The organism is Mediterraneibacter gnavus ATCC 29149 (assembly GCF_008121495.1).
Lineage (GTDB): Bacteria > Bacillota > Clostridia > Lachnospirales > Lachnospiraceae > Mediterraneibacter > Mediterraneibacter gnavus.
Genome location: NZ_CP043051.1, coordinates 2,232,832 through 2,258,255 on the forward strand (window position 1 = coordinate 2,232,832; position 25,424 = coordinate 2,258,255).

Here is a 25,424-nt window from a genome sequence, read left to right on the forward strand (position 1 = left end):
ATGAACTATGCAAAAATAATGGAAAACGGAACTGTAAGAATCAGCTCCATCAAAAAGGAAGGCTATAAGCCGCTCAAGGAAGAGAAACCAGAGGGATTCAGCAATCTTGTCTTTGTTGGATACACAGAGACAGAAGAAAACGTAATCAAAGAATATGAAGCAGTGGATGACGGTATGAGCGCCTACGGGAAATTGCAGAAAGACTTGAAAGCAACGCAGGCGGCGCAGGAAGTCACAGATCAGGCGGTTCAGGAACTTATTCTTGCAACAATGGAAGCGGGGGTGTAAATTATGGCACAGTTTTTGGCAAACAGAATCAAAGGCGGACACTTGACAATTGATGATGTACCGGAGAGCTTAAAAGAACAGGTACAGGCGTTACTTTAGGTTTAGGAGTAGATATGTTCAAATGGTTAAAGCAGAGATTCTGCAAACACAAGTATTGCAAGCACTACAACAAGGCTACAAAGGGATATGTTAGGCGTTGTGTAAAGTGCGGAAAAATTGAATAGGTAAGACATTAGCACATAGAGATATGTGTTATTTTTATGCCTTTTTGGTCAGTAGATGAGACCTTAAACAGTCAATTCGTGGTGGATGGTTACACACCTTAAACAACCTAATGCGAAAGGAGAATGGAAACATGAAAACAGAATTTTTAAAAGGACTTGGATTGGAGCAGGATGTCATTGATAAAATCATGGCAGAGAACGGGAAAGACATTGCCGCTGAAAAGGCGAAGACTACCAAAGCAGAGGGGGAGCGTGACAATTATAAGAGTCAGCTTGAGACCACAACGGAATCTTTGGAAAAGTTTAAAGATGTTGACCCAACAGCTATGCAGGGAGAAATTGATAAGCTGAATCAGCAGCTGAAAGACAAGGATGCTGAGTATGCCGCCAAAGAAGCAGATCGCATCTTTTCCGACACGATCAAAGAAGCAATCAAGACAGCCGGGGGACGCAATGAAAAAGCGGTCATGGCTATGCTTGATATTGACGCTTTGAAAGGATCGAAAAACCAGTCTGAGGACATCAAGAAAGCATTGGAAACCGTAAAGGAATCTGATGCTTATTTATTTGGTTCTAATGAACCATTCATGAACGCAGTCGGAGCAACAGGAGGCGGTGCTGATGTTGGCGGAGATAATATGTCAGCAATCAGAGCGGCCATGGGGCTTCCGGCAGAAAAATAATTTTGAAAGAATGAGGTAATAAGATATGGTGAACACAATTGCATTAAGAAAAGCATACTCTACGATGTTGGACGAAGTTTACAAGCTGGCATCTTTGACAGCGGTTTTGGATGGTCCGAATGAGCTTGTGAGAGAGGGTGCAAACGCAAATGAAATTTTGATTCCGAAAATGACGATGTCCGGTCTTGCAAATTACAATAAGCAGACAGGATATGTTGCAGGTGACGTGACACTTGAGTACGAGACTAAGAAATGTACTTATGATCGAGGCCGTATGTTCACTGTGGACGCTATGGACAATATCGAGTCTGCAGGTGTTGCCTTCGGACGTCTTTCTGGAGAATTTTTGAGAACACAGGTTGTTCCGGAGCTTGACGCTTGGAGACTTGCATCTTATGCAGGATACGCACTATCTGCTAATAAAGTGGAAGCAGCGATTGCAGATGCGAAAGCCGGAATTGCAGCAATTAGAAAAGGCAAGACTGCTATTAAAAATGCGGAGGCAAAGCCGGAAACCTGTTATCTGTATATCTCTGCCGCACTCAAAGGGGATATTGAGGACCTTGATACAACGGCATCCAAGAAAGTTCTGGAAGGCTGGGCTGGAGTGATTGAAGTTCCTGAGGGAAGATTTTTCGACAAAGTCACGTTGACAGCATCTGGAGCCGGCGGCTTTACAACAACAGGCGGTAAGAAGATTGATTTCTTGATTGTTGACAAGAATGCAGTAATCCAGAATCAGAAGCACACTGTATCTAAGATTATCACACCGGATGCAAACCAGGATGCAGATGCTTGGAAGTTCGGATATCGTACCGTAGGTATCGCAGAAGCGAAAGACAACAAAAAAGTGGCCATCTATGTGCACACTGCTGCGGAGTAGGGGGTTGATCGAATGAATCTGTACGCAGATTATGAATATTATACCTCTACATACAAGGGGAATCTGGCGAAAGAAGAGTTTGAGAAATCCATTATGAAAGCATCAGCTTATGTCCGGAGGATTACCTTCGGGCGCGCTGATGACAACATGGAGATGGAAGAAGTAAAGCTTGCCGCCTGCTCCGTCTGTGATTTGATTGCAAATGATGAAAAGGTCAGAAGCAAGCATTCTGGACGCGCGGTCACATCCGAAAACACGGACGGATACTCCGTCAGCTATGAAAGCGGAGGAAACGGAGAGACAGCGGACGATCTGCTTAAAAGGAATATATTTGACACATTGTTGCTTTATCTTGAGCCGACCAGACTCTTGTATATGGGGGTGGAATTATGATAACCAACACAGATGCCACGCTTTACAGTAGGAAATATAACTCAGAAACCAGACTGGATGAGTGGGAACGAACCTACATCCCAGAGGTATGGTGGTATAAAAACGAAAAGTCGCAGATCACGACTGATGGATTAAAGCAAGCAGACACCTACACGGTCAGAATCCCGGATACGAGCGCGGAAATCAAGAAAGACGATTACCTTGTAAAAGGTGATTGCAAGGTTGATATGCAGACCATCAAGGACTTGGATGGACTGGATAAGACCAGAGTCACGTCTGTAAACTACAATACTTTTGGCGGCAATCCGCATATTAAGGTGGTGGGAGTGTAATGGCAAAAGGAAAAAAGAAATTCAAAATCCAGACTCCGAGAGGATCTATATATACCCAAGCATCCGGCGGTGGAAAAGTATCAGCAAAAATCGAATGGAATCCAAGCTTTAAGCCAAGTATGGAATCCGGTTTCGCAAATGCACAGTCTTTTGTAGATTCCGAGTGTATTAGACGGATGGCGCCAGAGACGCCAAAGAGATCCGGTGTTTTGATTAAATCACCCACACTTGGAACAGTGATTGGAAGTGGAGAAATCAATCAGATTGCGCCTTATGCCCGTAGACAGTATTACGAGCATAAGGAAAAATCACGATGGTTTGAGCGCATGAAGAACCGGCACAAGGACTCTATTCTGAAAGGAGCGGCTAAGTATGTCAAATCTCATTGACAGCGTCAGATCATACATCCTCACATGCCCGTTTTTAAGTGACGGACGTGTAAACGTGGACTATATTGGAACAGATATGGGGTATTCCATCGATCCTCTTCCATGCGATCCGATTATCCAGAGATACATGGATGGTGGAACAAAGAAACAGTTCCAATTCGCATTTACAAGCCAAGAAGAGTATGACCAAGACGCACGAATTAACATTGAAAATAGCGGATTTTTCCAGAGCTTTGAAGAGTGGTTGGAACAGCAGAGTTTTAATGGCAATCTACCGGAACTCGGAGAAAAGAAGAATCCAATATCAATCGAAACTTTAAACAGTGGCTACCTGTACGATATGAACGGCGAAAATGCCAAGTATCGCATAGAGTGCCGCTTAATTTATGCACAGGAGGTATAAATATGTCAGAGAAAAAGTCTGAATTAGTTGGACGCCACAAACGGGTGGCATACATGAACACGGACGCTACTGGAAGCTCACCAAAATTCGAACGCATGACGAATTTTACAACCATGACAAACGGGAAAAACCCGAAAGAGTATTCCAGACAGTACGTGGATGAGATCGCGGAGCGTGCAGACGTTGTGGGGTACGCGCCGGCAATTGAATATTCGTTTGACCGGTACACAAACAACCCGGTACACGAAAAAATCGCAACAATCCACGATGGTGAAAAACTTGGAGATGACGCACATGTAGAGGTTGTAGTTGTCGATTTCTTCAAGAAAAGTGACAAGGGCGATAAGTGTTACGCTACAAAAAGAACCTATGCGGTTATCCCGGATTCCGACGGAGATGGAACGGATGCGCTTGTGTATAGCGGATCTCTTAAATCTGTATCCGACATCGAGGAAGGATACGTTACAGAAACCGATTTTACAAGCAAGACGGTTACTTACGCAAAAGGTGATTACGCAGCAACTGAATGAAAGAAAAGGAGAGTGAGCCAATGAGCCGGTGGAAATTTAATAATTTTGAAACAGACATCGATTTTACAGATGCAGATTTTATGGAAAAATTTGAGGACTGCTACGAGAAAATGGTTGCGAAATCCAAGAAAGTACCGAAAGTTGGAAAAGTGTCCGAGATTACGAGGGCGCAATGCAAGGTTTTTAATGATTTCTATGACCGATTATTCGGAGACGGAACAAGCGAAAAAATGTTTCTAGGGAAAAACAGCATGGACATGAGAGTTAAGGCCGCCAATTCACTGTTTGATTTACGGAACAGCGAGCAGTCCAGATATAACAGTATGGTAAACAAATATACACCAAACAGGAAAGCTAGGAGAGGGGCGAATAAGAACCGATGAACCTCTTCTATGAATCACTCCCGACATCGGTAATTGTAAATGGAAAGCCTGTGAGAATCAGAACCGATTTTCGAGAGTATATTTCTCTTTTGGACATGTTAAAAGATAAAGATGTCAAGTCTGTGGATAAGCTGTTGATTTTGAGTGAGTATTTCCTTGACGATATCGAAATATCGCAGCCTGCAATTGACGCATTATGCGACTTTATGAGTGCTGATTTTTCAGACGGAGAAGTCAGTCAAACCGGAACAGTGAGGCAAAAGAATCTTTTTTCTTTTTCCATCGATTATCCCTATATATTATCAGCATTTTTGCGCGATTACGGAATCGACCTGATTGATATTAAATATCTGCACTGGTGGAAATTTCGAATGCTTTTTGATGGATTATCAGAGGACAATGAGATCAAGAAAAGAATTATGTACAGAGGAATTGATCTGAGCGAAGTTAAAGATCCGGAAGAGAAAAAGAGAATCCAGAAAATTAAAAAACTGATCGAGTTAAAACAGGAAGAATTGACTGATTTTGAAATCGGTGACGCTTTTATGTAGGTGGATCATGAAAAAAGAACCAATATTAGTCCGAGATTGGATTAGATGCCCTGTGTGCGGCTGCAAACTTGCTATTGCAGACAATACAGCCAAAAGCCACGGTATCTACGTAAAATGTCGGACTTGTAAGAAAGAAATAGAAATTAAGAAATAAAGCACTTAAGTGAGCCTATGAGCCTGTGCTATCCAAGAATAGGAGGGATAGTATGGGTTATGATGGCTCATTAAAATTTGACACGGAAATAAATGAATCTGGATTTAATTCCGGAATTTCCAAACTTGGTGGAATAGCCAAGAAAGGTGCAGGAGTGGCAGTTGCTGCGGTTGGTGCTGTGACGGCTGCGCTTGGAGCTGGTGTTGTAGCTGGAGTAAAATACAATGCATCCATAGAGTCTTATCAGACTTCATTCGAGGTTATGACCGGATCCGCAGAAAAAGCAGCGGAAGTAATCGACAAATTGAAGAAAGTAGGAGCGGAAACGCCGTTTGAACTTCCGGATTTAGCAGATACTACACAGCTGTTGATGAATTATGGTTTTAGTGCAGACGAAGCCATGGACAAAATGATGATGCTTGGCGATATCTCGCAAGGCTCAGCCGATAAGATGTCCAGAATTGCTACTGCTTACGGACAGATGTCCTCCGCTGGAAAAGTGTATCTGGAAGATGTTAAACAGATGATCGAAGCTGGTTTTAACCCACTGCAGGAGATTTCCGAGAGCACAGGGGAATCAATGGCGTCCTTGTATGACAGAATAAGCAAAGGGACAATCTCCGTGGATGAGATTACCGCATCCATGCAGAGAGCAACATCTGAGGGCGGTAAGTATTTCCAAAGCATGGAGAAGCAAAGCCAGACTTTTAGCGGTCTGATCTCCACATTAAAGGACAACGCACAACAGCTCTTAGGCGAAGTTGTTAAACCTATATCTGATGGACTCACGGAATCGTTATTACCTGCGGCGATCAGCGCGATTGAGCAGCTTACGCAAGGATTTGAGGAAAATGGCGTTTCCGGTATGATTCAGGCTGCCGGAAACATTGTAAATGGATTGTTTGCCGGAATAATGGAAAATGCTCCGCTGCTTATTTCTACTGGAATGGAACTGCTGAACCAGTTTCTGCTTGGAATTGCAACTGGGATTCCGACACTGCTCACCAAAGGCTTTGAGATTGTAACACAACTTACTCTTGGCATCCTGCAAAACCTCCCACAGTTGATTACGCAGGGAGCGGCGGTAATTACAAATTTTGTAAATGGACTCTTGTCATCACTTCCGTCAGTATTGCAATCCGGTGTCCAGATGATTTTACGTCTTGTGGATGGAATTATAAACAATCTACCGGCTATCATATCAGCTGCAGCTCAGGCGATAGCACGTTTTATAGCAAGCATTGCAAGTAATCTTCCACAGATTTTATCCACAGGAATTAAAATTATCGGAGAGTTAGCTTCTGGTTTGATTCGAGCAATACCGAACCTGGTTGGGAAAATACCACAGATCATCTCTGCGATAAAAGATGCTTTTTTGAGTGTAGATTGGCTCAGCGTTGGAGTTAACATCATAAAGGGCATTGCATCCGGTGTCGCTTCTGCGGCTGGACAGCTAGTAGATGCCGCTGTGGGCGCTGCTACAGATGCCTTGAATTGGGTTAAAAGCAAACTTGGGATCCATTCCCCATCCCGTGTATTTAGGGATCAGGTCGGGAAAAACATGGCTCTCGGTATCGGGGTTGGATTTGAGGATAATATCCCGTACAAAGACATGGAAAAACAGGCAAACAAGATGGTGTCCCGGATACAGGGAGCTGCTCTTGGTGTTACAACGTCTGCAAGCCCGACAGCAAGTGGATATGTTGCTTCCAGATCGGCAGTCAGAACGACAGATAATGGTGAGCTACTCTACGCGGTAGATCGATTATCCAGACTCGCAAACCGGCCGCTTGAAATTATCAATAAAATCGATTCCGTAGAGACATCCAGAGTACTCGCAACACCAATGGAAAAACAAATAGAAAAGAATTCTAGTTTTCGGAAGATGTTAGGAGGGGATAGAAATTGAGCCTATCAGTAAAATTTGACGATCAGGAACTCGGGCGATACTTAAGTGTATTGTCCGGGTTCTCTCCGTTTAGCGGAGTAAATAGAGAGTCGGAACTCCTTGACGGAGCAGAAAGTGCAAAAGGAGAGGATTTTGGCTACATAACATATAAATCAAAGACGCTTGAAATGCCCTTTGAAATTAAAGGCGATATCTTGGCAAGCTATGACGCGATTCAGAAAATCCTGAACGTCACAGAGCCGAAAAGGCTTGTGTTTGGGAATTATCCGGATCGCTATTTTTATGCTGTCCCTGACGGTAATTTTGATATAACACAGGTTGCAATGTTTGGGAAAGGCACGATCACATGGCTCATTCCGGATGGGGTAGCGTACTCAACCGCAGAATTTACCTTTGACGGAGTACAGGAAGACGGCTACCAGACCATAACCATTAAAAACAACGGCACCGAATGGGCGGATGTGGACTATGAGATCACGCACCAGCACGAAAACGGCTTTATCGGACTGGTTAGTCAGTATGGAGTGATCCAGCTCGGCAAGCAAGAAGAGACAGACGGAGAGAATTACGAAGCATCTGAAGAACTGTTTAACGGTTATAGCTTGTTTCAGGACGATCGCGGCACCTCTTATCAGAATCCAGAAAATACCACACAGGGAACACTCGAAGTCAAGAATGTTGCCGGATATAACGTCATGGCATTAAAAGGTGGACAGGCAACATCCGGATACTGGAACGGTGGAATGAAAACCCTTACTATCCCGGTGGACAGCGAGGGCAGACGTGGAGCGAAGAACTTTTACTGTTACACCCAGCACTGGTTCGAGACTGGATTGATGGGACAGACGGGAGCACAGACTATTGCGTTTCTTACAAGGAAAAATGAAGTGATCTGCTCCATGTCTATTAACAAGAGTGATGCCACAGGTAATACGGCGCGTATCGAGTGGTTTGCCCCAGGGAACACCTTGCTCAGACGGGAAGAGTTCCAGCCGACAGCCTACGAGGGCAATCCGTTTAACCTAAAAATGGGATGCCACAACGACTTTTTAAAAGAGGGAGAAAAGCTGCGGATTTTCTGGTATGGAAGTTATATGGAGCGAAACATACCAGAGATTAAGGATATGGAATGCGAAAAAATCCAGATCTGGATCGGGCAGTGGGGAGACAGAAACCTCACGAACCAGTACGTCACGCACAATTATTTAAAAAGTATCTGGTTCCGCAAGGATAACGTGGAAAAATACAGAGATGTGCCGAACCGGTATCGTGCTGGAGATGTGGTGTCCATAAATGGAGAGAGTACAAAGGTCTATGTTAACGGGATGCCGGCAAAAAGAGATGAGATTGATGGATCTAATTATCCAAAAGTTCCGCCCGGAACAACGGAAGTACAGTTCTGCTACTCTTCTTTCTCTGCTCCGCCGCCACAGATTAAAGCAAAAATACGGGAGGTTTACTTGTAATGGACAGTATTAGAATTGCAATTTTAAGTGCAAATAACACGCCTATAGCATTTATGGATAATGCACACAAAAAGTCTATGCACTACTGGGATGATGATCTGCATGAGTATTTGCAGGGAGCGGCGAATACCTATACTTTTACGGTAAATGCAAAGCATCCAGACGCAGAACATGTTACAGTCGGAAACAAGGTGGCATTTACTTACATGGGTAAATCTTACTACTTAAATATTGTAAATACCGATCAGACGGAGCAGACGATTTCCGCTACGGCATGGTCACTGTCGTTTGAGCTTATTAACGAGGATGCTGGCGAATACAAAGCCGGAAGGGCAATGAGCTTTGAAGAGTACCTTGCCGTGTTTGACGCTGAGAGAACGCTTAAATTGGGACTCAATGAGGTGTCGGACAAACGGATTACCAACGAATGGACTGGCACAACGACCGTGTTAAAGAGATTATTTTCTCTGGCCAATGTTTTTTCTGCGGAGATCGAATTTGAGACAGTACTGAACAGAGACTACTCTTTAAAAGAGATTGTCCTAAATGTATATCGGAAACACTCCGATACAGACAGCGGAGTCGGAGAATACCGGAATGACATTGTACTGCGGTACGGGAAAGGAATTACCGGAATTCGAAAAACCACAGATGCCGAGAAGCTTTACACCTGCATCCAGCCGACCGGAAAGGACGGTCTGACAATCAATGGTCTTGACAAGAAAGAATACGATGAAAACGGCAATATCGAGTACTTTACAGACGGTGCGATCATCCGCGCACCACAGGCAAGGGACCGGTTCCCATCCAACATCGTAAATAAGGCTGATGCTTATATCCTGATGCGTAAAGAGTACGATACAGACAGCAAGGACAAGCTGTACAGCATGGCATTATCTGACCTCAAGACCGCATCCGAGCCAGTAGTAACCTACGAGGTGGACGGATATTTTGACACCAACATCGGGGATACGGTAAGGATGCAGGATCAGGAGTGGACACCAGTCCTTTATCTACAGGCAAGAGTATCAGAACAGATCAGGAGTCTTACCAATCCAAAAACTGCAAAGACGGTATTTACAAACTACAAAGAGCTTACATCCGAAATATCCGACGATCTCATCAAAAGGATGCAGGACTTGATTTCAAAAAATAAAGTCTACACCTGTTCCATCTCTACAAACAACGGCATTATCTTTAAAAACGGCATCGGCAGCACTACACTGACTGCCTACGCTTACAACAACGGTGTGGATGTGTCTGGAAATCTGGAAATCCGGTGGAGTAAAGATGGGATAGAGTTTTATGTAGGTAGGAGCGTGACAGTAAATGCAGAGGATGTGGATACCAAGGCGGTGTACTCTTTCGTGGCAACTGAAAATGGAATCCGGCGTGGATATTATGAGGTAACAATCACCAAGGTGGACGATGGAGCACCGGGAGATCCTGGAAAAAACGGGGATGACGGAAAGGACGGTGTAGGAATCGAGAGTGTGACCAAGTATTATCTGGCATCCGAAAAAAGCACGGGAATCACGGTATCCTCTCCGGGATGGACGGACACGAAGCAAGACATGACCGAAACCAAGAAAAACCTATGGAGCTACGACCTTATCCGGTACACCAATAGCACGGAAACCAAGACCACACCTGTGATTATCGGTGTACGTGGAGACAACGGAGAGACAGGGGATAGTGGAATTATCATATCTCCCACACCCCCGGAAAATCCAAAAGTTGGACAGCTCTGGCAGACAGCAAGTGGAGAGCCGATTAAAAGATGGGATGGAAGTAAATGGGCGATCTATTACATTTCTGTAGAAAATCTGAATGTAGAGACGCTAAGTGCGATTGCCGCAAACCTCGGAACTGTAACCGCTGGACTTATAAAGAGTCTGGACGGACACTTTTTTATCCAGGTAAATACCGGAGAGATCTACTCCGAAGATGAAAACGGGATAAACAGCTCTGCGATAAGCAAGGGCGTATTTGTAGCGAATGGGATGGACAGCGGCAGACACACAAGCTTGTCTATATTCCCAACGCAGATTGCGCAGTATTTTGACGGAGCCACCATTTCAAACCTTGTTAATTTTAAACGGGACGGTATATTTGTTAAAAACTCCGGATCATACGAAATGAACATATCTAAAGCAACAAATTATGACTCCGGAAAGATAAAAGGACCATTCGCCAGCACAAACCCATCCAACTATATACAGGCGGAGCTAAAAAGGAGAGGGTGCGTGGTTACATGTAAAATCACGGCACTTATACAATTTCCAAACACAGGATCGCACGGACCGTTCGACGAATTAAAGATCCCTGTAGGATATCGACCAGTCGTAGACATAGTAGAGACGTACAGCGAATTGGTTGGTACGTCAGTTATCGGGACTGGCAGGTATTACATTACAAAAGACGGAGGAATATCCATTGTAACTGGCAAGACAGACTACTGTGAGCGCATAAAGACATTTACATGGATTACGGATGACTAAAGGAGCGGATATGGAGATCAGAGCAAGACCGTGTTGGTCTTATTTTTATACTTTAAAAACCGGAGGGAAAACATGACAGAAAATGAAGTAGAAGTGAAACTTGCAGAGCACGGAAAAGAAATCGGCTCATTAAAGCATCGAATGAAAGAAGCAGAGGACGTTGTGAGCGTGGTACATCAACTGGCACAAGAAATGGTAGGGCTAACCAAAGAGGTCGGCTTCATGAACCAGACGTTGGTACAACTCACCGCAAAGGTGACGCATCTTGAGCAGACACCAGCTAAGAGATGGGATGGGGTTATTACCGCTCTCATCGGAGCTATTATCGGTGCAGTAGCAGCAATGCTTTTTTAAAGGAGGTAGAACCATGAAAAAAATCAATTGGATTGTAAGAATTAAAAACAAGGCTTTCTGGGTAGCGCTGATCCCAGCAATCTTACTGTTGATACAGGCTATTGCGGCAGTGTTTGGATTTGCGATCGATCTCGGAGACCTTGGAGACAAGTTATTGACTGTAATTAATGCGCTCTTTGCAGTTCTGGCAATCCTTGGTGTGGTGGTAGACCCAACAACACCGGGAGCAGGAGATTCAGAGAGGGCACTTACATATAAGTAGGTAATTTCAGAGAGCTTGGAAACAGGCTCTCTTTTATTGTGCGACACGCACGGAGGAGGTGAGACCATGAGCGAACAGAACGAATTTGGAAGGGTATCCGCAGAGGAACTGGAAAAGGTATTTGAGACAGAAGAGCAGGAGGAAGAGAAAGAATGAGTATCTGTAGAGGAATTTCCGGCAGGAGAGGGAAGAATCCTGTCGGTATTTTTATCCACAATGGTGCAGACAGCCAGAATGCAACGGCAGAGTATTACCAGAATTATTTGCAAAATGCAAACTTGGAAAACGGATTTGCTCATTATTACGTGTGCAGTGATGGGATTTTGCAGGCAGAGGATGATTCTAACTGCGCTTGGCATTGTGGTGACTTAAACGGAAATCTCAATTTTTTGAGTATTGAGGTATGCCAGAGTATGGGTGATCTGGATGTATTTAAAGCAAACGAGGAAAAAGCATTGCAGTTGGCCGCTGAGAAGTGTAAGCAATACGGAATCGTACCAAACGAAAGCACGATCATGCTACATCAGGAGGTGTTTGCAACCGCTTGTCCGCACAGATCAGTAGAGATTCACGGCGGTGCAGCGCAGACAAAAGCCTATTTTATCAAACGAATCAAGGAATTGATGGATGGAAATCAAAACGTGGTTGAACAGGAAGGAGAAAATGAAGAGATGAGATGTTTATTTACAGTTGAGGGAAAAGGTGCAGTATTTTATTTTGATGGATATAAAGTAATCACATTGGCGCATCCGGACGAGCTGAAAATCGTTCAGCAGATTTACAAGGACAACAACGGAAAAGATATGCCGTGCTACAAATGGAGTCCAATCGCGCCGTGGCACGCAAGATTACTTGCGGTGCTGAACAGAAAACCATCTACATCCATCTAATAAAATCCCCTCGGAGATTAGCTCTCTGAGGGGAAACTTTACAATTGTTAGATAAATTTTCTGGATGTATTTACATATCCGGGAAAATGTGGTATTGTAAAGATGTCCAATACAGATGATGCTCTGTATTGCGGAAACTGGGCAAATCACAGTTTCACGGATTGAAATATTAGTAGTAACTTTAATGCGAGATATTAAAGTTGTCGCACCTAATGGATGCTTTGGTGTGCGGTTCTGCCAGCAATTCCGGCGGACGCGGATTGAAATATTAACAGTATATTTAAATCTAAAAGATAGGGATAAGCATTAAGCTTATCCTTTTATCTTGCATTTTTACCAGAGCTATAACAGTCATAAAAGCTATCTACAAGCTTCGCAAGCTCATCTGGTGTTAATTTATCAAACAGTGTTTCCGGGATCCATTTATAGCTTTCGTAAAAAGTACTTTCAAATTCTCCGATCTTGCTTAGCTTTTTGATTTTCTGGTATTTGTCCATCCTTAAAAGATCATGTAAGTCCATTTCTCCATCTTTTATGGCTTTCTTCGCTTCGTTTGTAAAAATATTCAAGTTCAACTCCGACAATTCCCTAACATCGCATTCCAGTGCATCTGCCAGTGCGATTGCATTTCTAAGCATCATTTTGCTTGTATCGTACTCTCCATACTCGTACTTTTGTATCTGCCGTAGGTTGATTCCAGATTTTTCTGCCAATTCTTTTTGCGTCATATTCATAAATTTTCTGAGTTCTTTTAATTCTGCCATGATTTTCTCCATTTCTCCCCGTAGCCGATAGGTCAGCATATACATCACTTGCGTCTTGCTACAATGTCTTTCTTGTAATTATTTTCCGTAAACTTCACTTAAAATTCTTTTACACATTGTATTGCGTTCGTGTTTAAGATCAAACATAAGTCTCTGGTAGTATTTCATGTAAGCTGTTTCATTGTTCCACTTCAGCAGATCAATTACGAGTCCGGCATCAGATTCGGAAAGGATTCTGTTGTATTCTTCCTTGCGAGATTCCCACATGCTCACGCTTTCCGGATATTTTGCCTTGCACTCTGCGATCAGAGCATCAAACTGCTCGTTCATTTTTTTGATCAGATCGTTTGCAAAACTGATCTGTTTCTCTGTTCCTGTCATTTTTGTTCCTCCCATTTTCGCTTCTTTCCATGCTTTCTTTAAAGCTTCGGAGATTCCGAAGGATGTTTTCTTTACCAGTTCCCATGCTCTTTTCATAATTTTTGATAAGTTGTATTTTTTCATTTTTCGTATCTCCTTTGCTTTATCTTATGGCCTTATTATACGTCTTATAAGGCGTAAAGTCAATAGGAAAATGAAAAGTTTTTAAAATATTTTTATGATATAATGGAATAAATGGAGGGGATAGATATGGAATATCAAATCTACGAATCTTACGATACGTTTTTACTATATCAAGAGTTTTTGGAGATACCCGGTAATACTTTTAAATTCCGGCTGCCAGAAGGGATGATCCTGACAACCGAAATGATGCACACCTTTTTACGGGCGGCGTATATGAGTGTTGGACGGATGGAGTTGCCGTCCTGAGAATATTGTATCATTTGCTTTGTACTAAGTATACATCCCCAAATCCTGTGACGAGTTCCAGTTCAATGCCCTCTTGCCGGAAATAATCTTTTTCAATGGCAACATACATAGGGGCATAGAAAATTGAGTGTGCAACTTCATTTAAGGTGAGTTTTGTCAATTCCTCTTTGGAAGAATCCGGATTGCCGCCGGTCGGGGTACTGTTGTTTGAAGAGTGGCATCCCGTAAGCAGGATCATGGATGCGGCAAGAAGAAATGTGAGAATTCTTTTTTTCATAAGCACTCCATAGTTTTTAAAGATGTTACTAAAAGTATATGCCGGAAAAAAAGAAGCGTGAAAAAAACCGGTCTGAATGAAATCAGACCGGCATAAAATTATAATTTAAAATTAGTAGTTATCGTGATCCTCTTCGAATGGATCATCATAATCATCAAAGTCTTCGTCTTCCTCAGTGTCACGTCTGGACAAGATCGTCAGGATCAGGAAGATCACTGCAAGTACAACACATGCGATCGCACTGTATAAGAGCATCTTGTCATCACCATGTTTCAGGAAACCGATCACGCTGCATCCGATATAAAAGAGCATCGGGAGCAGGAATGCAAAAATCGTATTGCTCTTCTGAAGAATGAGAAGAAGCAGTCCGGAGATCAGCATGCAAAGTGCCATGATGACATAGAAAGTACCAATGTTGGAATTACTTCCGGAGGTAATGCTGTCCAGTCCGCTGATCACTCCTTTGTATGTAAAGAAACCAAACGCTACGATAGAAAGAAGTCCGAAAATCACACGGAGTACCCGGAATCTTGGAGTGATGTAATCATCCTCATATTCTTCCTCGTCTTCGATTTCTTCCGGTTCTTCTACTGGCTTCGGCGCCGGCTTGCGTTTGTGTACAGACTTTCTGTCCGGATCAGATGCAAGCATATCCTCGTAACTTTTTTTCACTGCACGTTCACGTTTTGCACGTACTTTTTCAGAAGGAATATTACCGTAACGCTGCCCTTCTTCGGAAGGTTCCTGTTTGAATTCTTCCGGAACAGAAATCACTCTTGTTTTTGAATCTGCAGGAGCCGGGCGTTTTTTCTTAGGTACAGCATCAGAAGCTTCGGAATCAGGACGTTTTTTCCGAGGCGCTTCTTCAGAATGATCAGAGACCGGACGTTTCTTTTTCGGTCTTTCGGAATGCTCAGAAACAGGTCTTTCGGAAGCTGGACGCTTCTTTTTCTGTACAGGCTGTTTTGGCTCGTCTGTGTGCTCAGCGATTTTCTTTTGTTCTGTTGCTTTTGTTTCTTCTGTTTTTTCTACAGGTGCTTTTGGCGCCTCCTGCTTTGGAGCTGCTTCTGTATGTTTTGCTACAGAAGCAGCCGGTTTAGGAGCCGATTTTTTTGCACGTTGTTTGTCAAGATTCCATTGTTTTTTGCAGTCTTTGCAGATTGCGTATTCGTTTAAAACCGGATTGCCATTTTCATCAACCCCTACTTGCTTTTTCTGTAAAATGACATCCTTTCCACATTTTGGGCATTTCATTATTTATATCTCTCCTTTGTATCACTTGTTGTGACTCGTTTTACCTACGATAAAGACATTATAGCATTTTGTTTGACGAAGAACAACGTTTTTTGTCAAATTATCGTGATTGGAGAGTGGGTGTGTTACTGAACAGTAACCGGGTGTGCTCCCTCTATGATTTTGGTTTGACGAGTGGAGTCTGATATTGATAAACATCATTGTAGGCATCAAGCTCGTCCTCGGATTCGGGCAGCGCCGGGATCAGTCCGGTGCAGTCTGTGGAGGAAGCGGCATTTTTTAAATAATCATAATGGTCAATCAGTTCTTGATTTTTTTCATTTCTTTTTGTGTTTCTTTATCCAAAATTATCACCTCGGATTTAGTGTATCCATGATGAAAAATTGTATTCAGAACAAAATGTGGTATACTGAATAAAAAATCAAAAGAAATGGAGTGGATAAATTATGAGATTGATCGCAGATACACACGCACATACAATTGCAAGCGGACATGCATACAGTTCTTTGAAAGAAATGGCATATGCAGCATCAAAAAATGGACTGGAAGTATTATCTTTGACAGAACATGCACCTCAAATGCCGGGATCTTGTCAGGAGATTTATTTTCGGAATTTTAATGTGATCCCGCGCGAAATGCATGGTGTGAAACTGCTTCTTGGAACGGAGCTTAACATTATGAATCCGGACGGAGATCTGGATCTTTCAGAATCTCTCTGCAGAAATCTGGACATTGTGATCGCATCGATTCATTCTCCATGTTATGGACTTGATCATACCAGAGAAGAAAATACGAAAGCTTATACGGCAGTCATGAAAAAGCCGTATGTTGATATTATCGGGCATCCGGATGACGGCAGATTTCCGGTAGATTATGAAGTGCTGGTTCAAACTGCAAAGGAGACAAAGACGCTTTTGGAGATCAATAACAGTTCCTTAAGACCGGATGGATTCAGAAAAAATACCAGGGAAAATGTGCTGCAAATGTTAGAATTATGCAAACAATATGAAGTTTGTGTGACAACGGGAAGTGATGCTCACATTGACGTGGATGCTGGAAATTTCAGCTATATAAAGGAAGTTTTGGAATTTTGCAAGTTCCCGGAAGAGCTGGTGGTGACAACAGATTTTAATAAATTAAAGGAATTTTTGAATAATTATAAAGAATCGTAATATTTCTTTAAAAAATTGAAAATTGTCTGAATCTCTAAAATCTCTATAAAAAAGTGGACTTTAAAAATTTAGTGTGATAAAATGTAAAAGTAGTGACCTGACTGACAAAGGAGAGGTAAGAGATGAGTAAAAAAATCAGAACAGAAGCAGTAGATTACCTGTTTGATGCAATCTTGAGTCTGAAGGACAAAGAGGAGTGTTATACATTCTTTGAAGATATTTGTACCATCAATGAATTGCTCTCACTTTCCCAGAGATTTGAAGTGGCAAAGATGTTAAGAGAGCAGAAGACATATCTGGAGATTGCAGAGAAGACAGGCGCATCCACAGCAACGATCAGTCGTGTGAACCGGTCATTGAATTATGGAAATGACGGATACGATATGGTGTTTGAGCGGATGGAAAAATAAAAGATGTGAAGAAATAAAAATGCCCGGCCAGTATAGCCGGGTATTTTTATTTCTTATGGGAAGAATCTTCGCTGGAAAACGTATCGATTAGTTTTTCAATCATCATTTTTTTTACGTATACGTCAAAACTCAGGCTGCAGATAAATGCCAGAATCTGAAAAGTATCTTTGCTGGTATCAGGAATCTCGGAAAATGTCTCTCCGGCAGTCTCCCAGGCAGAAGAAATATTTTCTTTGAGCGGTTCAAGCTGGCCTTTGCACATGGTGCAGATCTGCTGGTACATATCTGCAAGGCTGGAAGTATCCTTGTCAGAATCCTGACCAAAGCCGGCATCTGTCATCGGCTTTAACAGTGTCTCGATATCCTTGATGGAAAGAATACTTTTAAAATAGTAAATAAAAATCAGAAGGAGCAGATGATCCTTGGAATATTTCTTCTTAACAGGCGGCGGAAGCAGATTGTTCTTCGCGTAATTGTTGATCATGGTCTTGGTCAGAATCTTGTCATCTGCGTAGCGCTTGGTTGAAGAAAGCTGAGTATCCATAAATGTGGTCACCTGATCCATATATAAGTCGATATTCGGAATATCCTCGGGATGAATGTAGTCGATCCGGGACAGACTTTCCAGTATGCTGTTTAAAATATCATTTGTATCAATTGTCATATAATCACCTCGATGTACTTATTATATAGTAATGAAAACTAGATAGTCAAGCAGTATTTATTATTGATATATGATCATAACGAGAGTAAACTAAAAGAAAAACGGGAGGATTTCAGATGTTGAAAGCAGAACTCAGTCGATTTAAGGTAAAAGAAGGAAAATCCGGGAAAGTAGATGAATGGATGGCCTTTCTGAATGACCATATGGAAGATACACTTCTTACATTAGAGAATGAAAAAATGTTTGTAGAATCGATTCACCGGGAAGTGGTCAACGGAACAGAATTTCTGTATTGGTACTCTGTACAGGGAGAAGGCGGTACAGAGGTGTACGATTCAGAAAGCTATATCGATATCAGGCATCTGGAATATTGGGATGAATGTATCGATGATGATTATAAAGATAATGATATTCCGGCAGAAGTAGTGATGATCCCAAATAAGATCAGAGATGTTATGAAGTGAATACAGTCATTAAAATCCCGCTGTTTTGTAAGGAAATGGCGGAGATTTTTTATCTGTTTCCATAATATAGTTGACTTGAACGAAACTATGTTCGATAATAGAATCATGACAATTAAAGGAGATCAATTATGAGCATTTATGATACACTGAACGAACAGCAGAGGGAGGCGGTCTACTGCACGGATGGTCCGCTTCTGATCCTTGCGGGAGCGGGATCGGGAAAGACGAGAGTGCTGACGCACAGGATTGCATATTTAATAGAAGAAAAGGGGGTGAATCCATGGAATATCCTGGCGATCACGTTTACGAACAAGGCGGCCGGGGAGATGCGGGAGCGTGTGGATAATCTGGTGGGATTTGGATCAGAGAGTATCTGGGTGAGCACGTTTCACTCGACTTGTGTACGGATTTTGAGAAGACATATTGACCGCCTGGGGTATGATACGAATTTTACAATCTACGATACGGATGATCAGAAGACATTGATGAAAGATGTCTGTAAGCTGGTGGAGATCGATACGAAAGTATATAAGGAGAGAAATCTTTTAGCGGCGATTTCCTCAGCAAAAAATGAGATGATTTCCGCACAGGAGTATGCGCTGAATGCGCAGGGGGACTTTGGAAAAGAGAAGATCGCCAAGGTATATCAGGAGTATGAAAAGCAGATGCATGCCAATAATGCACTGGATTTTGACGACCTGCTCGTGAAGACGGTGCAACTGTTTGAGACTCAGCCGGATGTGCTGGAGAATTATCAGGAGCGGTTTCGTTATATTATGGTGGATGAGTATCAGGATACAAATACCGTGCAGTTCCAGCTGGTGAGTCTGCTGGCGGGCAAATACAGAGATCTCTGTGTGGTCGGTGATGATGATCAGTCCATTTATAAATTCCGGGGAGCCAATATTAAAAATATTTTGAATTTTGAACAGGAATTTCCCGATGCGACAGTCATCAAACTGGAGCAGAATTATCGTTCTACAGGCAATATCCTGGATGCTGCAAATGCAGTGATCAGCAACAATGTGGGTAGAAAGGACAAGCAGCTTTGGACAGATAATGGAGAAGGAGAGAAGATTAAGTTCTGCCAGTTTGATACCGGATATGATGAAGCAGAATATATTGCAGATGACATTGAAAGGGAAGTCAGAAACGGGGCATCTTACAATGATCATGCGATTTTATACCGGACTAACGCGCAGTCCCGTCTGTTTGAGGAACGGTTTGTGGCACAGAATATTCCATATAAGATTGTCGGCGGTGTGAATTTCTATGCGAGAAGAGAAATCAAGGATGTGCTTGCATATCTGAAGACCATCGACAATGGAAAAGATGATCTGGCAGTCAGAAGGATCATCAATGTACCGAAGCGAGGCATTGGCCTGACTACGATCAATCGAATTCAGGAGTCAGCGGCGTCCAGAGGAATCGGATTCTATGATGCTCTTTTAGGGCTGGATCTGATACCGGGGGTGGCAAGAGGTGCTGCAAAGCTGGAAGGATTTGTGGCATTGATCGAGTACTTTAAGGGAGTGGCAGAAACCTTAAGTCTGTCGGATCTTTTGCAGGAAGTAATCGATAAGACGGGATACATAGAGAGTCTGGAAGCAGAAGGAAAAGAAGAGTCAGAGACAAGAATTGAAAATATCGACGAGCTTCGAAGCAAGGTTGCGGTTTATGAAGAATCCTGTCTGGATCAGGATGAAAAACCGACACTTAGCGGATTTTTGGAAGAAGTCGCATTGGTGGCAGACATTGACAGTCTGGATGAGGAACAGGATTATGTAGTTTTAATGACACTGCACAGTGCAAAAGGTCTGGAATTTCCACATGTGTATCTGGCAGGAATGGAAGACGGACTGTTTCCAAGTTATATGACAGTTACATCAGATGACAGGGAGGATATGGAAGAAGAGCGGCGCCTCTGCTATGTGGGAATCACAAGAGCAGAGCAGAAGTTGACCATGACCAGTGCTATGCGGCGGATGGTGCGGGGAGAGACACAGTACAATAAAGTGTCCCGGTTTATGAAAGAAATTCCATTGGAACTGCTTGACAATGGCAACCGTTCTTCGAAAATGTTTGAAGAAAGACAGGAGATTCCGAAACAGACTGCGTATACGCAGGCAAAACAGACCTTTAAGGCAAAGGCATTTTCTGCGGCTGCGCCAAAACAGTTTGCAGTCAGCAAAGAAAAGGGGCTGGATTATGGTGTGGGTGACCGTGTCCGGCACATGAAATTTGGAGAAGGAACCGTGACACAGATTACGGAAGGCGGCAGAGATTTTGAGGTAACCGTAGAGTTTGACACCGCCGGAGTGAAAAAAATGTTTGCCGGATTTGCCCGTTTGGTAAAATTATAGAAATTATGTGAATTTGGCATAAATCAGTAGTAATCTGAAAATGATAGTGTTATAATAATGAAAAGCAAACCTGTACGGCGGCAAGGAGAAAGGACGTGAATATATGAGTAAAGTTGAGGAATTGATCGCAGAGTCAAAACTGAATGAATTACTGAAAAAGAAAGATGATGAAAAAGTGAAAAAGACAGTCATCTGGGTATTGGCGATTGTAGGTGCTGTTGCAGCAGTGGCAGCGATCGCATATGCGGTATATTGCTTCTTTACACCGGATTATCTGGAAGATTTCGAAGAAGATTTTGATGATGATTTCGATGATTATTTCAGTGAGGAAGATCAGGTTTAATCAGAACGAAAAGAGAACAGAAGACAGGATGTGGTCGGAATACACTGCACCCTGTCTCTTTTTTCGTCAGGAAGTATTACAAAAACAAAGAAAAGATAAGGATAAAAGAGAATGAAAAAAGGACAAGTATTAGAAGGAACGATAGAAAAAGTGGAGTTTCCCAATAAAGGAGTTGTCACAGTTGCAGAAGAAGGCAAATCTGTGATCGTAAAGAACGGGATTCCGGGACAGAAGGTAAAATTCTGTGTGAATAAGTTTAAGCGAGGAAATGCAGAGGGGCGCCTGTTGGAAGTGCTGGAGAAATCTCCGCTGGAAACAAGAAAACCGGTGTGCAGCATTTTCCCGGTATGCGGAGGGTGTATGTACCAGACCATGTCTTATGAAGCACAGATGGACATGAAGGCAGAACAGGTGAAAAACATTCTGAATGAAGCAGTGAACGGTGAATATCTTTTTGAAGGAGTGAAGGCAAGTCCGAAAGAATTTGCATACCGCAATAAGATGGAGTTCTCGTTCGGCGACGAGTATAAGGACGGGCCTCTGACATTGGGACTGCATAAAAAAGGCAGCACGTATGATGTGCTGACAGCGTCAGACTGCAAGCTGGTACATGATGACATGACAAAAATCTTAAATTGTGTGCTGGAATATTTTAAGGAGCGAAATGTCAGCTATTATAAGAAAATGCAGCATACAGGCTATCTGCGTCATTTGCTGCTTCGGAGAGGTGACCGCACAGGAGAAATCCTGGTCAATCTGGTTACAACTACACAGGAAGAACACGATATGTCTCCATTAAAAGAGGCACTCCTTAATTTGGAACTGGAAGGGAAAATCGTGGGATTTCTTCATATTTTAAATGATTCTCTTTCTGATGTGGTTCAGAGTGATGAGACCAGAATCATTTACGGGCAGGACTATTTTTATGAGAAGCTGTTGAATTTGGAATTCAAGATCACGCCGTTTTCTTTCTTTCAACCAAATTCAAGAGGGGCGGAAGTGCTTTACAGTACAGTTCGTGATTATATCGGAGATATCAACGATATGACAGTGTTCGATTTGTTCAGCGGAACTGGGACGATCGCGCAGGTGCTGGCGCCGGTGGCAAAACAGGTGATCGGTGTGGAGATTATCGAGGAAGCTGTGGAGGCAGCCAAAGAAAATGCTGCACACAACGGACTTTCCAACTGTAAATTTATTGCCGGGGACGTATTTAAAGTGTTGGATGAGATTGAGGAAAAACCGGATGTGATCGTCCTGGATCCGCCAAGAGACGGGATTCATCCAAAGGCTTTGCCGAAAATCCTGGATTACGGAGTGGACAAGATTGTCTACATTTCCTGTAAAGTGACCAGTCTGGCACGGGATCTGGAGATGATACAGGCAAGAGGATATGAGGTTGTGAAGAGTGTGGCGGTGGATCAGTTTTGTCAGACGGTGCATGTGGAGACGGTAGTACTGCTTTCCCACAAAAAGCCAGACGGACATATCAACGTAAAAGTTGAGTTTGGTGAGGGTGAGGGAAAAGTTCCGCTTGATAATATCGCTAAAAGAGCGGAAAGCTACAAGCCCAAAGAGCGAGTGACCTACAAAATGATAAAGGAGTACATAGAAGCTAAATACGGTTTCAAAGTACATACCGCATATATCGCAGAGGTAAAGAGAGATTTAGGCCTGCCAATGTACGATGCTCCTAATGCGGTAGAAGAATTGAAACAGCCGAGGAAGCATCCGACGGCGGAGAAGGTGGAAGCGATAAAGGATGCGTTGAAGCATTTTGAAGTGATTTAATGAGGATAGGCGTATCATTAGAAATAGTGGTACGCTTATTTTTTTACATAGTTGTCTTTTCGTTGACCAATATTTTATTTGGTTATAAAAGTGGAGGACAGATTTTATACTAAACTGCCTAATTGATAGAATTAAAAGCGTTCACTTTGCTATTATTGACTTAAAGAGAAAAATCAAATATAATATAGTAAAGTGCCCAATCGTTGACTTGATTAGGGGCGATTAAATAGAGGTGAAGATATGCTTCAGAATAAAGATATTGAGACACTGAGAATGTTGTTTAGCAGTCATAATTATGTTATGACTACTGCTGAACTTACAGCTTCAAAGTTATACTATGCAGATATAAAACAACTTTTAGATGAAGGATTGATTGAAAGAGTCAGGCGAGGTTACTATCACTGGACTCAAGATTATGGAGAAAGCGAAGTTGTCATTATCAATCGATTGTTTCCCGATGCAGTGCTCTGTATGGAGACTGCCCTATTCTATTATAGATACAGTGACAGAAATCCTGCCGAATGGAACTTTGCAATAGATAAAAATGTCTCTAAGCGGCGAACAAAAATCGATTATCCGTTTATAAAGGCATATCGTGTAGAGTCAGAGTTGGTTACGCTGGGCGAAACCGAAGGTGAAATTGATTTCCACAAAGTCCGCATTTATGACCGTGACCGTACTATTTGCGATGTGCTGCGAAATATGAACAAGATAGATAAGGAGGTTTTTAATAAAGCAGTACAAGGCTATGTTAAGGACCCGAAAAAGAATATACCGAATCTTATAGAATATGCGAAAGCTTTGCGTGTTCAAACGCGTGTAAAAGAATTGATTGGAGTGTGGTTGTAATGGCAGATATAGCAGCTTCCGTTCTGGCAAAGCTGAGAAATAAAGCAAAAGCTTCTGGTATCAGTTACCAGCAATGTTTGCAGCTTTTTGTGCAGGAAGAATTTTTGAGAAAGTTATCAAAATCTGGGTGTGAGGATACGCTTATACTCAAAGGTGGATTGTTCATTTATACTTTAACTAATTTTGAAAGTAGAGCAACAATTGATGTCGATTTCTTGCTCCGTGGATACTCTAATACAATAGATGATGTAAAAGAGTTGATTTGTAAAATCATCGACACGCCGACTGGTAACGATTATATAGAAATGCGAGCAAAAGGCTTTGAAAAGATTTCTCCGCAAAGAAAATATCACGGTATCAGTACACAAATTATTGCTCAAATAAAAAATGTGCGTGTGCCGTTTAATGTTGATATAGGAGTGGGCGATATTATAGTCCCCCGTGCCGAAGAACGCACAATCAACACTCAGCTTCCAGATTTTGAAGCACCTGTAATCAAAACTTATTCCCTTGAAAGCACCATTGCCGAGAAGTTTGATGCCATACTGCAACGCTTTGAACTGACAGGCAGGATGAAAGATTTTTATGACATCTATTATCTTTCAAGGACATTCGATTTTGAGGGTGCAAAATTACAGGCAGCTATATTTGAAACCTTACAGCGGCGTGGCACTCCCTATGACAGAGATAGTTTTAAGCGTGTTGTTGCACTTGCCGATGATGAAGATATGCAGAAGCGTTGGAAATTCTTTTTGAAAACCATAAAAGATAACACACTTGAGTTTCCATTTGTCATTGAAGAAATCCAGACTTTTCTTGAGCCTGTGTTTGATACGATAGTGAATGAGAAAGAGTGGCAAAACATATGGAAAGGCAATGCGAAAAAATGGTCAAATCTGAAGGGAGGTATTGACCGTGACAAGAGCAGTTAATGATGCAACATTGCAAAAAGCTGGTGATATATACCAGTATCTAATAGCTTTAAGAGATTGCTTCGAATTGAACGATGGCGATACTCTGCAAATTGAGACAAATGGTGATGTGAGCATTATAAATGATGTGGGTGGTCGCTTTCAGAGAGAAGTAAAACATCATTTTGGGAATACATCTATTTCGGACAGAGATATAGATTTTTGGAAGACACTTGCAAATTGGTATGTAGACTATGAGCGTGTAAAAAACTTTTCCAATTATATACTCAGTACTACAGCTACAATAAAAAGTGATTCTCCGTTTCATAGTTGGAATAATATAAAAAAGACTGAGAAATTAAAATGCTTAAAAGACATAGGAGCTACCTCTAAGAAAACTGAAGAAACATTCAGGAATCAATATAATAGAATTTTCGGTGACTCTTATGACGAAAGTCGCCTTTTGGAAATATTAGATAAATTTACGATTGAAGCTGCAAAAACTTCAATAGACGGTATATCGAATGAATTTTCTAAATATGTAGGTCACATTCCTTCCGAAAATAGAGACGGATATATAGGTGCTTTGCTTGGCGAAATATTAATAAAAGTTAAGGAACCCCCGCATAAATGGGAGGTGACCAAGTCAGCATTTGATGAAATTCTACAGATACAATCAGCAGCATATTTAATAAAAATGGCGAAAAAAGAGTAGTTCCACTTGAGCAAAGGTTACATATGGAGACAGAGCATTAGA

General features: G+C 42.2%; 32 protein-coding genes. 27 read left to right on the forward strand and 5 right to left on the reverse strand.

Annotated elements, in window-relative coordinates:
* The 17 genes from FXV78_RS11015 (at position 1) to FXV78_RS11090 (ending at position 12,595) form a co-directional block, all read left to right on the forward strand.
* Positions 1-288, forward strand: coding sequence for a hypothetical protein (locus tag FXV78_RS11015; protein ID WP_004843152.1), 288 nt, complete (start codon positions 1-3; stop codon positions 286-288).
* A gap of 3 nt (positions 289-291) precedes the next feature.
* Complete coding sequence (locus FXV78_RS18455; RefSeq protein WP_266451159.1) at positions 292-387, forward strand: CD1375 family protein; 96 nt, start codon at positions 292-294, stop codon at positions 385-387.
* A gap of 256 nt (positions 388-643) precedes the next feature.
* Positions 644-1,195, forward strand: coding sequence for a phage scaffolding protein (locus FXV78_RS11020; RefSeq protein WP_039959735.1), 552 nt, complete (start codon positions 644-646; stop codon positions 1,193-1,195).
* 25 nt (positions 1,196-1,220) lie between these two features.
* Positions 1,221-2,078, forward strand: coding sequence for a hypothetical protein (locus FXV78_RS11025; RefSeq protein ID WP_004843155.1), 858 nt, complete (start codon positions 1,221-1,223; stop codon positions 2,076-2,078).
* Positions 2,079-2,090: 12 nt separating this feature from the next.
* Positions 2,091-2,471, forward strand: coding sequence for a head-tail connector protein (locus FXV78_RS11030; RefSeq protein ID WP_004843156.1), 381 nt, complete (start codon positions 2,091-2,093; stop codon positions 2,469-2,471).
* Complete coding sequence (locus FXV78_RS11035) at positions 2,468-2,803, forward strand: DUF6751 family protein (RefSeq protein WP_004843157.1); 336 nt, start codon at positions 2,468-2,470, stop codon at positions 2,801-2,803. The genes FXV78_RS11030 and FXV78_RS11035 overlap by 4 nt, the downstream gene beginning before the upstream one ends.
* On the forward strand, positions 2,803-3,192 hold the full coding sequence (locus tag FXV78_RS11040) for a hypothetical protein (protein WP_004843158.1): 390 nt from the start codon (positions 2,803-2,805) through the stop codon (positions 3,190-3,192). The genes FXV78_RS11035 and FXV78_RS11040 overlap by 1 nt, the downstream gene beginning before the upstream one ends.
* Positions 3,176-3,595 carry a hypothetical protein gene (locus tag FXV78_RS11045; protein ID WP_004843159.1) on the forward strand — a complete coding sequence of 140 codons (420 nt, stop codon included), beginning with the start codon at positions 3,176-3,178 and terminating at the stop codon, positions 3,593-3,595. Before FXV78_RS11040 ends, FXV78_RS11045 begins: the two co-directional genes overlap by 17 nt.
* A 2-nt stretch (positions 3,596-3,597) precedes the next feature.
* A complete protein-coding gene (locus FXV78_RS11050; protein ID WP_004843160.1) occupies positions 3,598-4,125 on the forward strand; it encodes a hypothetical protein in 528 nt (175 codons plus the stop codon).
* A 20-nt stretch (positions 4,126-4,145) separates the two neighbouring features.
* Positions 4,146-4,508: a DUF6673 family protein gene (locus tag FXV78_RS11055; protein ID WP_039959738.1), complete on the forward strand. Its 363-nt coding sequence runs from the start codon at positions 4,146-4,148 to the stop codon at positions 4,506-4,508.
* A gap of 50 nt (positions 4,509-4,558) precedes the next feature.
* Positions 4,559-5,059, forward strand: coding sequence for a Gp15 family bacteriophage protein (locus FXV78_RS11060; RefSeq protein ID WP_233447371.1), 501 nt, complete (start codon positions 4,559-4,561; stop codon positions 5,057-5,059).
* Positions 5,060-5,265: 206 nt separating this feature from the next.
* Positions 5,266-7,122: a tape measure protein gene (locus FXV78_RS11065; protein WP_004843164.1), complete on the forward strand. Its 1,857-nt coding sequence runs from the start codon at positions 5,266-5,268 to the stop codon at positions 7,120-7,122.
* Positions 7,119-8,588 (forward strand): distal tail protein Dit, encoded by a 1,470-nt coding sequence (locus FXV78_RS11070; protein WP_004843165.1) that lies wholly within the window; start codon positions 7,119-7,121, stop codon positions 8,586-8,588. The genes FXV78_RS11065 and FXV78_RS11070 overlap by 4 nt, the downstream gene beginning before the upstream one ends.
* Positions 8,588-11,089 (forward strand): phage tail protein, encoded by a 2,502-nt coding sequence (locus tag FXV78_RS11075; protein ID WP_004843166.1) that lies wholly within the window; start codon positions 8,588-8,590, stop codon positions 11,087-11,089. The genes FXV78_RS11070 and FXV78_RS11075 overlap by 1 nt, the downstream gene beginning before the upstream one ends.
* 72 nt (positions 11,090-11,161) lie before the next feature.
* Entirely contained in the window at positions 11,162-11,443 is a 282-nt protein-coding gene (locus tag FXV78_RS11080; RefSeq protein ID WP_233447372.1) for a hypothetical protein, read from the forward strand.
* Positions 11,444-11,456: 13 nt separating this feature from the next.
* Positions 11,457-11,705: a phage holin gene (locus tag FXV78_RS11085; protein ID WP_105084814.1), complete on the forward strand. Its 249-nt coding sequence runs from the start codon at positions 11,457-11,459 to the stop codon at positions 11,703-11,705.
* Positions 11,706-11,857: 152 nt separating this feature from the next.
* Positions 11,858-12,595, forward strand: a complete 738-nt coding sequence (locus FXV78_RS11090; RefSeq protein WP_004844723.1) for a peptidoglycan recognition protein family protein — start codon at positions 11,858-11,860, stop codon at positions 12,593-12,595.
* Between the two features lie 320 nt (positions 12,596-12,915).
* Here FXV78_RS11090 and FXV78_RS11095 read toward each other — a convergent pair whose 3' ends face one another.
* Together FXV78_RS11095 and FXV78_RS11100 are read right to left on the reverse strand one after the other, a co-directional pair.
* Positions 12,916-13,359, reverse strand: coding sequence for a helix-turn-helix domain-containing protein (locus tag FXV78_RS11095; protein ID WP_101884753.1), 444 nt, complete (start codon positions 13,357-13,359; stop codon positions 12,916-12,918).
* A gap of 78 nt (positions 13,360-13,437) precedes the next feature.
* Positions 13,438-13,863 (reverse strand): hypothetical protein, encoded by a 426-nt coding sequence (locus FXV78_RS11100; protein ID WP_004844721.1) that lies wholly within the window; start codon positions 13,861-13,863, stop codon positions 13,438-13,440.
* Positions 13,864-13,989: 126 nt separating this feature from the next.
* Here FXV78_RS11100 and FXV78_RS11105 point away from each other — a divergent pair, with 126 nt between their 5' ends.
* Positions 13,990-14,169 (forward strand): hypothetical protein, encoded by a 180-nt coding sequence (locus tag FXV78_RS11105; protein WP_105084815.1) that lies wholly within the window; start codon positions 13,990-13,992, stop codon positions 14,167-14,169.
* Positions 14,170-14,179: 10 nt separating this feature from the next.
* Here the strand turns inward: FXV78_RS11105 and FXV78_RS11110 are convergent, their stop codons facing one another.
* Positions 14,180-14,446, reverse strand: a complete 267-nt coding sequence (locus tag FXV78_RS11110; protein ID WP_004844719.1) for an ABC transporter substrate-binding protein — start codon at positions 14,444-14,446, stop codon at positions 14,180-14,182.
* 111 nt (positions 14,447-14,557) lie between these two features.
* The gene (locus FXV78_RS11115) at positions 14,558-15,700 is read right to left on the reverse strand and encodes a hypothetical protein (RefSeq protein WP_004844718.1); all 1,143 of its coding nucleotides are present in this window, start codon (positions 15,698-15,700) and stop codon (positions 14,558-14,560) included.
* 446 nt (positions 15,701-16,146) lie between these two features.
* On the opposite strand from FXV78_RS11115, the gene FXV78_RS11120 reads away from it, so the two are divergent.
* A complete protein-coding gene (locus FXV78_RS11120; RefSeq protein ID WP_004844716.1) occupies positions 16,147-16,872 on the forward strand; it encodes a phosphatase in 726 nt (241 codons plus the stop codon).
* Positions 16,873-16,994: 122 nt separating this feature from the next.
* Positions 16,995-17,282, forward strand: coding sequence for a YerC/YecD family TrpR-related protein (locus FXV78_RS11125; RefSeq protein ID WP_004844715.1), 288 nt, complete (start codon positions 16,995-16,997; stop codon positions 17,280-17,282).
* 46 nt (positions 17,283-17,328) lie between these two features.
* On the opposite strand, the gene FXV78_RS11130 is transcribed toward FXV78_RS11125, so the two are convergent.
* Complete coding sequence (locus FXV78_RS11130) at positions 17,329-17,946, reverse strand: DUF1836 domain-containing protein (protein WP_004844714.1); 618 nt, start codon at positions 17,944-17,946, stop codon at positions 17,329-17,331.
* 116 nt (positions 17,947-18,062) lie between these two features.
* Here FXV78_RS11130 and FXV78_RS11135 point away from each other — a divergent pair, with 116 nt between their 5' ends.
* The 7 genes from FXV78_RS11135 to FXV78_RS11165 all read left to right on the forward strand — a co-directional run bounded on the left by FXV78_RS11135 (position 18,063) and on the right by FXV78_RS11165 (position 25,382).
* Positions 18,063-18,410, forward strand: a complete 348-nt coding sequence (locus tag FXV78_RS11135) for a DUF6176 family protein (protein ID WP_004844713.1) — start codon at positions 18,063-18,065, stop codon at positions 18,408-18,410.
* A gap of 128 nt (positions 18,411-18,538) precedes the next feature.
* Complete coding sequence (gene pcrA / locus FXV78_RS11140; RefSeq protein ID WP_004844712.1) at positions 18,539-20,773, forward strand: DNA helicase PcrA; 2,235 nt, start codon at positions 18,539-18,541, stop codon at positions 20,771-20,773.
* 103 nt (positions 20,774-20,876) lie between these two features.
* Entirely contained in the window at positions 20,877-21,116 is a 240-nt protein-coding gene (locus tag FXV78_RS11145) for a hypothetical protein (protein ID WP_004844711.1), read from the forward strand.
* Between the two features lie 111 nt (positions 21,117-21,227).
* Positions 21,228-22,907, forward strand: a complete 1,680-nt coding sequence (gene rlmD / locus FXV78_RS11150) for a 23S rRNA (uracil(1939)-C(5))-methyltransferase RlmD (RefSeq protein ID WP_004844709.1) — start codon at positions 21,228-21,230, stop codon at positions 22,905-22,907.
* A gap of 240 nt (positions 22,908-23,147) precedes the next feature.
* Complete coding sequence (locus tag FXV78_RS11155; protein WP_004844708.1) at positions 23,148-23,756, forward strand: type IV toxin-antitoxin system AbiEi family antitoxin domain-containing protein; 609 nt, start codon at positions 23,148-23,150, stop codon at positions 23,754-23,756.
* Positions 23,756-24,688 (forward strand): nucleotidyl transferase AbiEii/AbiGii toxin family protein, encoded by a 933-nt coding sequence (locus FXV78_RS11160; RefSeq protein WP_004844707.1) that lies wholly within the window; start codon positions 23,756-23,758, stop codon positions 24,686-24,688. Before FXV78_RS11155 ends, FXV78_RS11160 begins: the two co-directional genes overlap by 1 nt.
* Positions 24,672-25,382 carry a hypothetical protein gene (locus FXV78_RS11165; RefSeq protein WP_004844706.1) on the forward strand — a complete coding sequence of 237 codons (711 nt, stop codon included), beginning with the start codon at positions 24,672-24,674 and terminating at the stop codon, positions 25,380-25,382. Before FXV78_RS11160 ends, FXV78_RS11165 begins: the two co-directional genes overlap by 17 nt.
* Positions 25,383-25,424 lie beyond the last annotated feature (42 nt).